Here is a 14,666-nt window from a genome sequence, read left to right as displayed (position 1 = left end):
ATTTTAAACAACTTTAAAACATAATAAAATGGCAGGTATTTTAGACTTATTAAATTCAGATTTAGGAAAAACAATAATTAGTGGTGTTTCTGGATCTACAGGAACAGACGAAAACAGAACAGGAAGCGTATTAACTATGGCTTTACCTGTATTAATGAAAGCTATGGAGCGTAACGCTTCTGCATCTCCAGAAGGCGCTCAAGGATTACTTGGAGCTATAATGGATAAACATGATGGTAGTATTTTAGATAACCTTGGAGGATTATTTAATGGCGGTGTTGATGAGTCTGTAAAAACTGATGGTGATAAAATTTTAGGTCATGTTTTAGGTGCAAAAAAGCAAGGTGTAGAACAAGTAATAGGACAAAAAGCTGGTTTAGATGCTGGTTCTGTTGGTAATATCCTTAAAGTAGCTGCACCTATTTTAATGGGTGTTTTAGGTAAACAAGCAAGACAAAATAACGTTAGTTCTACTAATGATTTAGGTGGTTTACTTGGTGGTTTACTTGGTGGTAGTGAAGCTAAAGAAGAACAAAGCTTTTTAGAAAAAATATTAGATGCAGATGGCGATGGTAGCGTTGTAGATGACGTAGCTGGTATGGTTTTAGGAGGAGCTAAGAAAAAAGGCGGTCTTGGCGGACTTTTAGGAGGATTATTTGGAAAATAATTATTATTAAATATTTCAAGAAAAAGCCAAACAAAATGTTTGGCTTTTTTTATGTAATAATTTTAGTAACTTTAGTAAAAACAGAACGATGAAAAATTTAGCTTTAGCTGCTTGCATTATTTTAATTGTTTATAGCTGTACTACATCTAAAAAAACTGTAGAAGCAGATAACAGTTCTGCACAAATTGGAGATACTATTAAAATAACTAGTGATAAAACAGAATACGAAATAATCATAATAGAACCAGGTTTTAATGTTTGGTTAAATACAACTGCAAGACCAGAAGGGTTTTACAATCAAACTTATTTAGAAAATAAAAATATTTTCTATGTACAAGCATGGAATAACAGAGTTTCACAACCACAACGTTACAATCCTAATTTATATGAAATGCAAATTGACTATCGACAGAATATTGATTATGGTTATGAGCTTAATTATAAATTGTATAATTACTTTATTTACTTCCAAAATAAATATAATCAAAATCTTTTAGGTGGTCGTGTGCCTCCTTTTTAAATCGTTTTGTACTTTTGCAAACTTAAAAAACAGCTATGAAAGTATTTAAACAACGCTGGCAAATTCAAAAAAATTGGCAGCTTCTATTTCCTATTTTAGGCTTATTAGGTTTACTTTATTCTGGATATAAACTAGCTAATTTATTTTTTGAAAATATTTACCTTAAAATTAGCTTTACTATTATTATTACCTACCTATTATTAAAGGTTACTTTATTCTTGTTTAGCAAATTAGAAGATAAATGGAAAGTAACTTATAGATGGGAATTAATAGCTATCTTTATAGTATTTGCCATTACAGGATCTTCCTCTGTGTTTATTGGAAGACCTTTAATAAAATATATAGGAATTACTAAAGAAAACTTAAATCCTTTTATTTATTGGATTTTATATATTATTATTGGCCTCATTTTTTACCAAGTTTTACTAGTATTTTATGGTTGGTTATTTGGTCAATTTCAATTTTTTTGGAACTTTGAAAAGAAAATGCTAAAACGTTTTGGTTTAGGACGTTTTTTAAACGAATAAATGTACACTATTAAACACATACTAACAAAAGGCTTTGCTGTACTACTTACAGTAGCTGTGTTGTTACCTGCTGCGGTAAAAGCTATGCATGTGTTTGAAAACCACAAACATGAGGTGTGTACAGATAAAACTAGCGATCATCACTTACACCAACTAGATGTAGATTGTGACTTTTATAAAATAAAACTCAACAATTCGCTATCATTTTCTGTATTTAGTTACACACTTTTAGAGGTTAAAAATAATCACAAACCTATTCATTCTCAATACCAATTTATTAGCTCTTACCAGAGATTAGGTATTGTACTTCGTGGTCCGCCACAATTTGTATATACGCAGTTATAGATTTCGCTTTCGCGATATCAAATTTATTATTTAAAACACTTTATACAAATTCATATTTAAAAACATGAAACAATTTTTATTTATGCTAATTGCTATGGTATCTACCGTAACAATTGCACAAAACTATATATCTGGACAAGTCACCATTAATGATTCTTCAGAGCCTATTCCTTATGCAAATATTTATTTTCCGCAGTTAGAAAAAGGAACAACTACCGATGACAACGGAAATTTCACTATTAATAATTTACCTTCTGGTGTTCAAAAAATAACCATTTCGGTGATTGGTTTTGAGACCTTTTCAGAAAACATTACGCTACCAGCAACAAGTCCGTTTCAATTTCAACTAAAACCTTCTGCTATAGAAATGAGTGAAGTTATACTTTCAACGCCATTTCATAAGCTTCAAAAAGATAATGTAATGAAGGTTGAACAAGAAAAAATAAGCACTTTAAAAGCAAAAGGTGCTGTAACTTTATCTGACGGAATCACTAATATCGCTGGTGTAGAAAGCATTACAACTGGTATGGGAATTGGTAAACCTGTTATTAGAGGTTTAAGTAGTAATCGTGTGTTAGTTTACGCGCAAGGTGTACGACTAGAAAACCAACAGTTTGGTGCAGAACACGGTTTAGGCATTAGCGATGCTGGTATAGAAAGCGTCGAAGTGATTAAAGGTCCTGCTTCTTTACTTTACGGTAGTGATGCACTTGGTGGCGTTTTATATCTAAATCCTGAGCGTTTTGCAGATCCAAATAGTAATGCAACTAATATAAACACTAGATATTTTACAAATACAGATGGTTACAATGTTAATTTTGGGCATAAAGCATCTGCCGATAAATTTAAATTCTTAATTAGATTAGGCCAAGCAGAACATAGCGACTATCAAACCCAAGATTATAGAGTAACCAATACACGTTTTAGAGAACAAGATTTAAAGACTGGTTTAGGTTACCAAAGCACCAATTTTAAAACCGATTTTAGATACAATGTTAACCTTTCTAAACTTGGTATTCCTGAGGAAATTGGAATTCAGTCTGATTTAAAAACACCTTTAGAGCCTTACCAAAGCTTAACCAACCATATTTTAAGTTCAAAAAGTACATGGTTTTTTGATAATTCTAGCTTAGATATTAACTTAGGTTATATCTACAACGATAGACAAGAATTTGAAGACCATCATCACGAAGATGAAGACGACCATGATCATGACGAAGATGCGCACGAAGAAGAACACCACAAAGACCAAGCGCCAGCACTACACATGAAGCTAAAAACCTTTAACTACAACATTAAATACAACTTACCTACTATGGGTAAATTTGAAACCATTGTTGGTGTACAAGGTATGCTTCAAAACAACAGTAATTATGGCGAAGAACAATTAATACCAGACGCAACAACTAATGATGTTGGTGTGTTAGCCACATCACATATTCATTTTGAAACTTTTGATGTGCAATTAGGTGCACGTTTTGATCACAGAAATATAGATATAGACAATGCTATTACTAAACAATTTAACAGCTTTAATGGTGCTGCTGGTATCAAAGCTAATGTGACTAAAGCTATCTTAGCAAGATTAAACCTAGCTACTGGATTTAGAGCACCAAATTTATCTGAGTTAGTGTCTGATGGGACTCACCACGGAACAAATAGATACGAAGTAGGAAATATAAACCTTAAAAATGAGCAAAACTTTCAAACCGATTTAGCCTTAGAATATGCTAACGAGCATTTTGAAATTTTTGCCAACGGTTTTTATAACCACATTAATAATTACATCTATTTAGCGCCTAACGGAAACTTTATAAACAACACACCTGTATATAACTATTTACAAAGTAATGCGCGTTTATATGGTGGCGAGTTTGGTGTACACTTACATCCGCATCCTTTAGATTGGTTACATTTAGAGTCTAGTTTTGAAACCGTAACAGGACAACAAGATAATGATGATTATTTACCATTAATACCTGCTAACAGTTTAACCAATACGTTACGTGCAGAGTTTAATACCAATACCCTAAAAAAAAGTTATGCATTTGTAAAACTACGTACCACGTTTGCACAAAACAATGTTAGCCAATTTGAAACTACAACACCAAGCTACAACCTTTTAAGCGCTGGTGTTGGCACAACGGTTACATTATTTAAAAATCCTTTAGATATAAGTATTGCAGGTACAAACTTAACCAACAAAGTGTACATTAACCATTTATCACGCTTAAAAACAGATGGTATTGCTAATATGGGACGCAATATTAGTTTTGCTTTAAATTATACCTTATAACTGTTAATAACATAGTGAAGATTACTTCAAAAAAATCCCGACTTAGCGTTGGGATTTTTTTATATTTATTAAATTATAAATTTTAAATAAATTTTGGAGAATATTTTAAATTGGTTAAATAGCTTCGTAAGAGACAATTCTTTAACTTCAGTTCTTTTAGTTTCATTAGTTTTAAATATAATATATGATCTACTAAAAAAACTTTTCTTTTCTATAATGAAATTCTCCATAACTAAAACAAATAGATGGTCATTAAAAAATATTGAATTTTTAGTTAATCATTATAAAGATGAATTAAAATCACTTAAAAAGATATCTGAAAATAATAATGATGAATTGTTAAATTTAATTGAGGAAACTTATAACTACTTTTTATTTTGTTTAATAATTGCAATCTCTCTTTTATTTATTAATAAAGTAACTAGTGATTTGTTTTTTTACAGCTTTCTTGGAACTTCAACTACTCTAATTATGAAAATTATTGGAAGTATAATTTACAATTATAGATTAGTTAAAAAATCAAAAAAAATTGAATTCCATGAGAAGAGAATTAAAAGAAAAATTAAAACTTTAAAAGAATTAATAAAAAAATATGAATAAAAAAACACCTCAAAAAGAGGTGTTTTTTTATTCAGCGTTATGAAAATCAATCCTATTTCACTTCTATAGTTTGATCTTGTTTTTTATTTGAAAATACATAGGTATATAACCACATGATAGTAAAGGTTGGGATGACGTCAAAACCAGGTAACGCCTCTTCTATAAACGACACTACTGCTGCTACTCTACCCGTTTTACCTTTATAAAGTTTGGTCATTAACCATGCAGATGCTGGTGCCCAAATAATATCTCCAAATTCGCCAATACCAGGTATAATAAAAGTAACATATCCTAAAGCATCAAAAAGCAAACCTAAAAACAGTTTTGTGTATTTGTTTGTGTTGTTGTTCATTTATAATATTTTAAATTCTAACAAGTTATAAGCAAATAGTGTTCCAAAATAAACAAGAAAAAATAGTAATAAGTTACTAAACTTAATTAGTCACCATTATTACTCTCTATTAATATAAATTGTTCTTTATAAACATCAATTTTGACCTTTATATTAAAATCTTTGATATAACATAATGTCAAATCACTTTACAATAAAAATAGTGTTTTCTGTTAATTTACGGGTTATAATCTATAGTTTCAAAAAAGATTTTAACGTTATATTATGAGAAAAGTATAACAACAAAGTTAGTTTTGTGTCTTTAAGTGTAACAATTATATTTTAGTTTACTCTTTATTGAGAATACCGAAATTTTTAAACCATCATGAAAATTTTATTTAAAGCGCTATTTTTCATTTTTATAAGTTGTCAATTACAAGCTCAAGACAAAAAAACTTATCAAATCAAACGTACTGATATAGCTCCAAAAATAGATGGTATTTTAGATGATAAAGCGTGGAATGACGCACAAATTGCTACAAATTTTACCGAGTTTAGACCTGATTTAGGCGACTTACCTAGTAAAGAGAAAAGAACAGAAGTTAAAATGACTTATGATGATTCTGGAATCTACATTGCTGCTTACTGCTATGATAATCCAGAAGATATAATGACACAGTTTACACAACGTGATAATTTTGGACAATCAGATTTTTTTGCTATTATTTTTAATCCAAATAATGATGCGCAAAACAACACTAATTTTTTTGTATTTAGTTCTGGTACACAAGCAGATGCTGTAGAAAGCCCAAATAATGGTGAAGATTTAGGCTGGAACGCTGTTTGGGAAAGTAGTGTAAAAATGCAAAATGACGGTTGGATTGTAGAGGTTAAAATACCATATAGAGCTTTACGTTTTACACAACAAGAAAACCCAACTTGGGGTATACAATTTCATAGACATTATCGTAAAACAAGAGAACAAATGACATGGAATCCTTTAGATCCAACAAAAGGTAATAATGGATTATACCATGCAGAATTAAAAGGATTAAAAAACATTACGCCTCCAACAAGACTTAGTTTTTTTCCTTACGCATCTGGCTTAACAAGCTCTTTTGACGGAGAAACAGAAACCGAACTTGCTGCAGGTATGGATGTAAAATATGGGATTACAGAAAATATTACTTTAGATGCTACTTTAATACCTGATTTTAGCCAAGCTGGTTTTGACAATGTCATATTAAACCTTGGTCCTTTTGAGCAACAATTTTCAGAAAGACGCCAGTTTTTTACAGAAGGTATTGATTTATTTAGCAAAGGTAACCTCTTTTACTCTAGACGTATTGGTGATGCACCTAGCGGATTTCCTATTTTAGATGAAGATGAAGATATTGTCGAATATCCTGAAAAAGTTCAGCTATTAAATGCAGTTAAAATTTCCGGACGTACAAAAAACGGTTTAGGTATTGGGTTTTTTAATGCTATTACAGAAAAAACCTATGTAGATATTAAAAAAACTGAAGTTTTAAACCCAAATTCTGAAGCTGAAGAAATTAGAAAATCTAATAGACGCGCTATAGTAGAGCCATTAGCTAACTACAATATCATGGTTTTAGATCAGCAGTTTAATAAAAACTCGTCTGTAACTTTAATCAACACCAATGTTACTAGAGATGGCGATTTTAGAGATGCTAACGTTACTGGTTTTTTAACCAATTTAGTCAATAAAAAGAATACCTATGGCGTCTATGCTAACGGAAAGATGAGTACGTTTAATGACGTATCTAATAAACAAAATGGTTATGCTGTAGAAGCAGGAATTGGAAAAATTAGTGGTAAATATCGTGTATCTTTAGACTATAATTATGCAGATGTTAATTTTGATCCAAACGATTTAGGTATTCAATTCAGGAATAACTACAGTAACTATAGCTTTGACGCTAGTTACCGTATTTTTGAGCCTACTAAGCATCTAAACAATATGTATTTAGGCACATGGTTTAATTATAACATGCTAGCTACGCCAAGCGTGTATACAGGAAAAAACACTGGTTTTAACTTTAATGCAACTAATAAAAAACTACACAGTTTTGGTATTAATGGTAATTGGAATATTGGCGAACAACATGATTATTTTGAGCCTCGTAATGGTTTTAATAGCTTTTTTACAACCAAAAATTACGCTCAAGCAAACATGTGGATTTCTTCTAACTACAACAACTTTTTTGCTATAGATGCTAACTTTGGTTACGGTCGATTTTTTGATAAAGAGCGTGATAATTTTAATAATTATTGGTTTGGTATCAATCCAAGGTTTAAGTTTAATGACAAGTTTTTACTATTACTAGGTTTTGATTATGACGATTACACAGCAGATAGAGGTTATGTAAACGGTCAACAAATTTACGATCGTATAATTTTTGGTCAACGCGACAGAAAGCAAATAACCTCAAATATATCCGGCAGCTACAATTTTAACTCTTTTAACGCATTAACACTAAGTTTTAGAAACTATGTAAGTTCTGTAACCTATGACTCTCAAATGTATGTATTACAAAACAACGGTAGTCTTGTACAGTCTGAAGTTTATACAAAAGATAATATAAGTTACAATCCTAATTTTAATCCAGACATTAATTTTAATACATGGAATTTAGACTTAAGCTATACTTGGCAATTTGCACCTGGTAGCCAATTAACCGCTTTATATCGTAACCAGATTTTTAATCAATCTTCAAACTCAGAAGCTAGTTATTTTGATACTTTAGACGATTTGTTTAAGCAAAAGCAGCGTAACACTGTATCTTTAAGAATGGTTTATTTTATAGATTATAACGATTTAAAAAAGGTATTTACTAAAAAAAGTAACTTAATCTAACCTTGCTAAAGCTAATTTAAAGTAGTAATTTTCAAGCTTTATATAAGCCTATGATTAAAGCAAAAAACATTCATAAATATTATGACGATTTACATGTCTTAAAAGGTGTAGACGTTACTATTAAAAAAGGTGAAATTGTCTCTATAGTTGGTGCTTCTGGCGCAGGAAAAACCACCTTACTTCAAATATTAGGCACCTTAGATTTTATTGATAAAAACTCAGAAACAGAGCTAATTATTAATGATAAAAATATTACAGAATTAAACGAAAAACAATTAGCTGAATTTAGAAACAAGCACATAGGTTTTATTTTTCAATTTCATCAATTATTACCAGAGTTTACTGCTATAGAAAACGTATGTATTCCTGCATTTATAAAAGGAACTAATAAAACAGAAGCTAACAAACGCGCTAAAGAATTATTAGACTTTTTAGGTTTGTCACACAGGTACAACCATAAACCTAATGAGCTTTCTGGAGGAGAACAACAACGTGTTGCAGTAGCAAGAGCACTAGTTAACAACCCAGAACTAATCTTTGCAGACGAACCTTCTGGTAATTTAGATAGCGAAAGTGCAGAAAACCTTCATAATCTATTCTTTAAACTTCGTGATGAATTTGGGCAAACCTTTGTGATTGTAACACATAACGAAGAGTTAGCCAATCTAGCAGATAGAAAACTTACAATGGTTGATGGAAAAATTGTTTAACTTTTTTCTTATCCGTGTTTATATTTTTACTAATTTAGTTAAACAAAATTTCTGACTCTCAAAATAATGCAGCTAAACACGATTCCTAAAAATGATAAAGAAAGGCTTTTAGCTGTAAAAAGTTATAAGCTAAACAGATGTCAAAAAGACATTAGTTTTAACAATATAACTGCACTGGCTACAACAATAACCAATATGCCTGTCTCATTAATTTCTATAGTAGATAAGGACGAAGTTTGGTTTAAATCTGCAAAAGGCATGCAAATTAGTAGCTCTGAAAAAGAATTATCCTTTTGTAGTTATGCTATAGCTAGTGATGATGATGTTTATATAGTAGAAAACACAAAAAAAGATTTACGTTTTGTAAACCATCCTTATACTAAAAACGGAGATAAATCTATAGCTTTTTATGCAGGTGTATGTCTAACAGATAAAGACAACCATAAACTAGGTACTTTATGTGTGATAGATCATAAGCCTAATGCAATAAATAAAGATCAAAAAGAAGCACTAAAACTACTAGCGCAACAAGTTGTAAAATTAATAGAGCTTAATAAAAGTAATGTCAATCTTAAACAAACTAAGAAAAAACTAACTAAAAAAAATAAAATGCTAAAAGGATTTGCATCTCAGGTAGCACATGACATGAAGATGCCTTTAGCTAACATGATTTTAACTACAGACATATTAAAATCTAAATACAAAAAACATATAGATGATACTGGTATTAATTATTTACAAAACATTAAATCTTCATCTTTATCATTAAGTAGCTATATAAATAACCTATTAAACTATTACGAAAATAGTAATACATCTTCAACTTCTGTAGATACTTTTTCTTTTAATCATTTACTAGAAGAAGTTATAGATATTATAAATATCAAAGTAGACTGCACCATTAATTTACCCGAAAAAGACTTTGATATTACAAGTAACAGAGCTGCTTTAGAACTTATTTTACTTAATTTAATTACCAACAGTCTAAAATACAACGATAAAGAAGAAACTATAATAGATGTAGAGTTAGACACAACCCAAGAAGATCTTAACTTTATAACAGTAAAAGATAACGGTATTGGCATACCTAAAAAAAAGCAGAAAAAAATATTTAAGTTATTTTCTACCATTGAAGAGACTGATAGATTTGGCCAAAAAGGTCATGGTATTGGCTTATCTACAGTAAAAAAATTAGTTACAAATTTAGGCGGAAATATAACTGTTAACTCTAAAGTTGGTGTTGGTAGTACTTTTAAATTTTCTATCAAAAAATAAAAATTGAAGACTATAGAAAATCTCAAAGAGTTTTTAGACGAAAAAGTTATTCTTTATAATAATCCTAAATTTATTGAGAGTGACCCAATTCAAATTCCGCATAAATTTTCTAAAAAAGAAGATATTGAAATAGCAGGTTTTTTAACCGCTACAATTGCTTGGGGAAATCGTAAAAGCATCATCAATAACGCTAATAAATTAATGGATTTATTAGATCATTCGCCATACGATTTTATTTTAAATCATAAAGAAGAAGACTTACAACGCTTTGACAACTTTGTACATCGCACTTTTAATAGTGTAGACTGTATTACTTTTATAAAAGCACTTCAAAATATTTATAATAATCACAATGGTTTAGAAGCTGTTTTCAGTAAAGGTAGAAATGAAAATTTACAGCATTCTATTTCTCAATTTAAACAGATTTTTTTTGAGATTAATCACTTACCAAGAACTCAAAAGCATATTAGTGATCCCTTAAAAAATAGTGCAGCAAAACGTATTAACATGTTTTTACGTTGGATGGTAAGACCTAACAATACTGGTGTAGATTTTGGAATTTGGAAAAGTATTAAACCTTCAGAATTATCTTGTCCTTTGGACGTGCACTCTGGCAATGTAGCTAGAAAACTTGGGCTTTTAAGTAGAAAACAAAATGATGCTAAGGCTTTACAAGAATTAGATAAAAATTTAAGACTATTAGACCCTATAGATCCTGTTAAATATGACTTTGCTTTATTTGGTTTAGGAGTTTTCGAAAAGTTTTAACATAATTCAAAACCTAGACTCTTATATTTACGTAAGCTTATCACAAACCAAGCTTACCTACACAAATAATGATTGCACCCAAATTACCAAAAAACGAAAAAAAACGTTTAAAAGCAGTAAAAGAATATAAACTACTAGACACATTACCAGAAGAAGATTTTGATAATATAACTAACCTTGTAGCTAATATTTGCGATGTACCAATCTCTTTAATTACACTTATAGACGCTGACAGAAATTTTTTAAAATCTCATTATGGCATACCTTTTAATGAGTCACCAAGAAATATATCTTTTTGTGGTCATGCTATTTTAGAAAGCAATTCTATTTTTATTGTTGAAGACGCTACTAAAGATCAACGTTTCTACGACAATCCTTTAATAAAAGATCACGACGTTAAATTTTATGCAGGTGTACCATTAATCAATCCAGAAGGTTTTCCTTTAGGTACATTATGCGTTTATGATGTAAAACCCAAACAACTTACTAAACAACAACAAGAAGCTATGGTTATTTTAGCTAAACAAGTTGTTAATCTATTTGAGTTAAGATTAAAAAACAATCAATTAACCAACGCATATTATTTGTTAGATGAAAGACACCAATCCTTAAAAACTTTTGCAGGAAAAGTGTCTCATGATTTAAAATCGCCTTTAGCAAATATTACATCATTATCTCAATTATTTAAAGATGAATTAAAAGCGTCTAATCCTGAAATAAATTTAGAATATTTAGACTTTATTGAAGAGTCTGCAGATACGTTAAGAGCATACATAGACGGAATTTTAAAACATTATAAGTCTGAAGCGTTACTACAAGACAAAAAACAAACTATAGATTTGTCTAATATTTTTAATGATGTAAAACAGATGCTTAGCTTAAAAGACGCTCAGTTTAAGTTAAAAAACACTACCAACTTAGGAGACATCAATAAATCTGCTATAACTCAAATTATTCTTAATTTGGTAGATAATGCAATTAAATATAACACAAACAATAATCCTATAGTAGTATTAGATTATAAGGAAGACAAAACTCACCATCATTTTTCTGTTTCAGATAATGGTAATGGTATTCCTGATAGTAAAAAAGAATCTTTATTTGACCTCTTTAATACAGCGCATGATGCAGATAAGTATGGAAATAAAGGTACAGGAATTGGATTGTATACTGTAAAAACTTTAGTTGAAAAATTAGGTGGTGAAGTTAGTCTAACATCAAAAGTTAATGAAGGAACGACTTTTAGTTTTTCAGTAGAAAAATAAAAAAAGCCTGATATTATTATCAGGCTTTTTCACAATATTATAATGTTTTATTTATTTCATTTCTTTTTTAAGCTTTTTGGATAATGTAGCTTGATCCTTGTATAATTTACCACTCATGCCTAAACACTGCCCATCTTTAAGCATCATTTTGTCTCCATCTTTTGTAATATAACTTCCATCAGTTTTAACAACTGTTCCGTTATTTAATTTTAAATCAGATTTGAGTAACTCTACACCTGTTTTTTTATAATGAAAAACTTTTTCATTTAGTAAAATAACATAATTGGCGTCTTCTACCTGCATTTTATCTTGAGCCATAACTGCTCCAGTTGTTATAAACAGAGCAAATATAAAAAGGAATATTTGTTTCATCTTATTTAGATTTTAATATTAATAAATATAATAATTTTTTACTGTTTGATTTTACATTTAACTTATTATTCACTTATTATACCAAAACAAAATAAAAAGCTTGGTACAAAACCAAGCTTTTCAAGTTCTTATAAATAATTTACTACAAGATTAACCTTTTAGCCAAGCTTGTCTAATTTCTTTTTGCTTTTGTGTAGCTTCAGGGTTTTCGGTAATATTTTTTCCTGTAGTATAAGACTGTGTTAGTTTTGTTTTTACAGTATATTCTTTACCATTTCTATCAATAACAACTTCTACTTCTTGTCCTGGTTTCCACATATACATATCTGTTAAGATTTTTTGCGCAGTCATAAAAGAAAAGGCTTCACCGTTTACGGTTTTCATTACATCACCAGGTTGCACACCATTATCTGCCCAAAAACTGTTGTTTTTTACAGCTTCAGAAAATGGAAGTTTCATAGTTTCTTGATTAGGAGCAAAAATTAACTCGCCACCATTCTGGATGTAATTAGTTTTTACTTTTCCTTCACTCATCATTAAGCCTACTTTTTCAAAATATACATTATAGTCTATTGGTGTTCCTCCAACTACATGTGTATTTAAAAACTCTCCAACGCTTGGGTAAGTCATTGCTGTGATTTCGTCTATTAATTTATCGTCTTCAAATGGTTTGTTTTTTCCGTATTTATTAGATAATTCTTTCATTAAAGATAAAATACCACGCTGTCCATTACTTTCTTCACGCATAATGATATCAATACACATACCGATTAAAGCACCTTTCATATAAACGTTATAATATTGTGGTGCGTAAGGCTCATCTAAAACATTTTCACTCATTTCGGTAAAACTCATTGAGTCATTCATGTTTTTAGCAGTTTGAATTTTTTGTAAAATATCACCGTAAAATTCTTGGTTATCCACTAAACCTTGATCTACTTGAAATAACGTTGCAAAATATTCTGTTACACCTTCATACATCCATAAATGCTTAGAAAATGTAGGTTGGTTATAATCAAAATAATGTACATCTTCAGAGTGTACACTTAATGGTGTTACGATGTGAAAAAACTCATGAGACACGACATCTATCATACTTTCTGCTAAAGCATCAAATGGCATATCTTCTTGTAAAACAACTACTGTAGATGTATGATGCTCTAAAGCTCCAAATCCTTTAGGAGAACCTTCTGATCCATCAGATAAGTATAAATAGATATCGTAACGAGGTGTGCTGTTTATATCGCCTAAATATGTTTTTTGAGCTTGCATCATTTTTTCAACAACACCTTTAATTTCTGTAGCTGAATGTACTTTGTTAGGAGAGTAAACACTTAATACAATTTTAATGTCTCCTACTTGAAATTCTTCTACATCTAATTCTCCATAAAACATTGGGTTATCTGTAATGTCAAAATATCTTGGTGCAAAGTAGCTTGATGTGATTAAGCTTCCGTCCTCGCTTGTTTTATTTGAAGTTTCCTGCAAAGCAGATGTACGTTTAAAGTTTGCTGGCGCAGTTACATCTAATTTATATTGACTGTTTTTTAAACTGTCAAAATATCCTATAAATCCATGTAAATTCATTACATAATTTGTTGGCTCTATGTTTGTTCCTGCTGGCGAAAAAGGTTGCTCGCCTCCTATTCCTCCTTCAACTTCTTGATCAAAAGTATCATTTACATAATAGGTAATATAATCTAAGTCTTTAGCATTAGTAATTGTCCAGGTATTTGTGTCTACCTTACTTGTAGATAACTCTTCTCCTTTATAATTAAAAGCTTTAAAACTATCAATATATTTACCAAAATCGCTTACCGAGTATGTTCCTTGTACAACTCTTGGCAGTCTATACGTTACTGTTTCTGTAGTAAAACGACCAGGGTTAATGGTTACTGGTACTTTGTCGTTTGTAACTTTAGATAAGTCTATTGAAGTTTCAATAGGTGTTTGTGTTGCTAAAAGACTTGTAGTGGTTTTAGATCCACCACAACCTACTAGTAAAAGTCCTGAAGCAAGTGTTGATAATAGGAGTTTTTTCATATTTAAATATTATTTGTTAATGGTCTTGGTAACAAGACGCTCAAAAGTAAAATTTGTTACAATCGT

14 protein-coding genes are annotated in these 14,666 nt (G+C 30.1%); 11 read left to right on the top strand and 3 right to left on the bottom strand.

All coding sequences use genetic code 11. From position 1 onward, the window contains the following. The first annotated feature begins 28 nt into the window (after positions 1-28). The 6 genes from FHS04_RS01915 (at position 29) to FHS04_RS01890 (ending at position 4,955) form a co-directional block, all read left to right on the top strand. Entirely contained in the window at positions 29-667 is a 639-nt protein-coding gene (locus FHS04_RS01915) for a DUF937 domain-containing protein (protein WP_027878944.1), read from the top strand. An 88-nt stretch (positions 668-755) separates the two neighbouring features. Beyond that, positions 756-1,187 (top strand): DUF6146 family protein, encoded by a 432-nt coding sequence (locus FHS04_RS01910; protein ID WP_106677850.1) that lies wholly within the window; start codon positions 756-758, stop codon positions 1,185-1,187. Between the two features lie 35 nt (positions 1,188-1,222). Next, the gene (locus FHS04_RS01905) at positions 1,223-1,714 is read left to right on the top strand and encodes a DUF6787 family protein (RefSeq protein ID WP_106677852.1); all 492 of its coding nucleotides are present in this window, start codon (positions 1,223-1,225) and stop codon (positions 1,712-1,714) included. Further along, complete coding sequence (locus FHS04_RS01900) at positions 1,715-2,059, top strand: hypothetical protein (protein WP_106677854.1); 345 nt, start codon at positions 1,715-1,717, stop codon at positions 2,057-2,059. Positions 2,060-2,123: 64 nt separating this feature from the next. Beyond that, positions 2,124-4,355 carry a TonB-dependent receptor gene (locus FHS04_RS01895; protein ID WP_106677856.1) on the top strand — a complete coding sequence of 744 codons (2,232 nt, stop codon included), beginning with the start codon at positions 2,124-2,126 and terminating at the stop codon, positions 4,353-4,355. Positions 4,356-4,448: 93 nt separating this feature from the next. After that, positions 4,449-4,955: a hypothetical protein gene (locus FHS04_RS01890; protein WP_106677861.1), complete on the top strand. Its 507-nt coding sequence runs from the start codon at positions 4,449-4,451 to the stop codon at positions 4,953-4,955. Positions 4,956-5,007: 52 nt separating this feature from the next. Here FHS04_RS01890 and FHS04_RS01885 read toward each other — a convergent pair whose 3' ends face one another. Beyond that, positions 5,008-5,307 (bottom strand): hypothetical protein, encoded by a 300-nt coding sequence (locus FHS04_RS01885; RefSeq protein WP_106677864.1) that lies wholly within the window; start codon positions 5,305-5,307, stop codon positions 5,008-5,010. Positions 5,308-5,671: 364 nt separating this feature from the next. On the opposite strand from FHS04_RS01885, the gene FHS04_RS01880 reads away from it, so the two are divergent. The 5 genes from FHS04_RS01880 to FHS04_RS01860 all read left to right on the top strand — a co-directional run bounded on the left by FHS04_RS01880 (position 5,672) and on the right by FHS04_RS01860 (position 12,185). Then, complete coding sequence (locus FHS04_RS01880; protein WP_106677867.1) at positions 5,672-8,167, top strand: DUF5916 domain-containing protein; 2,496 nt, start codon at positions 5,672-5,674, stop codon at positions 8,165-8,167. 50 nt (positions 8,168-8,217) lie between these two features. Continuing rightward, positions 8,218-8,877: an ABC transporter ATP-binding protein gene (locus FHS04_RS01875; protein ID WP_106677871.1), complete on the top strand. Its 660-nt coding sequence runs from the start codon at positions 8,218-8,220 to the stop codon at positions 8,875-8,877. A gap of 66 nt (positions 8,878-8,943) precedes the next feature. Continuing rightward, the gene (locus FHS04_RS01870; protein ID WP_106677874.1) at positions 8,944-10,152 is read left to right on the top strand and encodes a GAF domain-containing sensor histidine kinase; all 1,209 of its coding nucleotides are present in this window, start codon (positions 8,944-8,946) and stop codon (positions 10,150-10,152) included. Between the two features lie 3 nt (positions 10,153-10,155). Then, on the top strand, positions 10,156-10,920 hold the full coding sequence (locus FHS04_RS01865) for a TIGR02757 family protein (RefSeq protein WP_106677877.1): 765 nt from the start codon (positions 10,156-10,158) through the stop codon (positions 10,918-10,920). A 68-nt stretch (positions 10,921-10,988) separates the two neighbouring features. Further along, entirely contained in the window at positions 10,989-12,185 is a 1,197-nt protein-coding gene (locus tag FHS04_RS01860) for a GAF domain-containing sensor histidine kinase (RefSeq protein ID WP_106677881.1), read from the top strand. A gap of 51 nt (positions 12,186-12,236) precedes the next feature. On the opposite strand, the gene FHS04_RS01855 is transcribed toward FHS04_RS01860, so the two are convergent. Continuing rightward, positions 12,237-12,557, bottom strand: coding sequence for a DUF6799 domain-containing protein (locus FHS04_RS01855; RefSeq protein ID WP_106677884.1), 321 nt, complete (start codon positions 12,555-12,557; stop codon positions 12,237-12,239). A gap of 150 nt (positions 12,558-12,707) precedes the next feature. Further along, complete coding sequence (locus FHS04_RS01850) at positions 12,708-14,600, bottom strand: M61 family metallopeptidase (RefSeq protein WP_106677886.1); 1,893 nt, start codon at positions 14,598-14,600, stop codon at positions 12,708-12,710. Positions 14,601-14,666 lie beyond the last annotated feature (66 nt).

It is taken from the genome of Mesoflavibacter zeaxanthinifaciens subsp. sabulilitoris, assembly GCF_014191595.1.
GTDB classification, from domain to species: domain Bacteria; phylum Bacteroidota; class Bacteroidia; order Flavobacteriales; family Flavobacteriaceae; genus Mesoflavibacter; species Mesoflavibacter zeaxanthinifaciens.
This window is presented reverse-complemented; position numbering and strand designations above follow the sequence as displayed.

Bases quoted from the DNA above. Each gene is read 5' to 3' on its own strand.
- FHS04_RS01905 (WP_106677852.1), top strand. From the start codon at position 1,223: ATGAAAGTATTTAAACAACGCTGGCAAATTCAAAAAAATTGGCAGCTT.
- FHS04_RS01910 (WP_106677850.1), top strand. From the start codon at position 756: ATGAAAAATTTAGCTTTAGCTGCTTGCATTATTTTAATTGTTTATAGC.
- FHS04_RS01880 (WP_106677867.1), top strand. From the start codon at position 5,672: ATGAAAATTTTATTTAAAGCGCTATTTTTCATTTTTATAAGTTGTCAA.
- FHS04_RS01850 (WP_106677886.1), bottom strand. From the start codon at position 14,600: ATGAAAAAACTCCTATTATCAACACTTGCTTCAGGACTTTTACTAGTA.
- FHS04_RS01870 (WP_106677874.1), top strand. From the start codon at position 8,944: ATGCAGCTAAACACGATTCCTAAAAATGATAAAGAAAGGCTTTTAGCT.
- FHS04_RS01860 (WP_106677881.1), top strand. From the start codon at position 10,989: ATGATTGCACCCAAATTACCAAAAAACGAAAAAAAACGTTTAAAAGCA.
- FHS04_RS01915 (WP_027878944.1), top strand. From the start codon at position 29: ATGGCAGGTATTTTAGACTTATTAAATTCAGATTTAGGAAAAACAATA.
- FHS04_RS01900 (WP_106677854.1), top strand. From the start codon at position 1,715: ATGTACACTATTAAACACATACTAACAAAAGGCTTTGCTGTACTACTT.
- FHS04_RS01895 (WP_106677856.1), top strand. From the start codon at position 2,124: ATGAAACAATTTTTATTTATGCTAATTGCTATGGTATCTACCGTAACA.
- FHS04_RS01885 (WP_106677864.1), bottom strand. From the start codon at position 5,307: ATGAACAACAACACAAACAAATACACAAAACTGTTTTTAGGTTTGCTT.
- FHS04_RS01875 (WP_106677871.1), top strand. From the start codon at position 8,218: ATGATTAAAGCAAAAAACATTCATAAATATTATGACGATTTACATGTC.
- FHS04_RS01855 (WP_106677884.1), bottom strand. From the start codon at position 12,557: ATGAAACAAATATTCCTTTTTATATTTGCTCTGTTTATAACAACTGGA.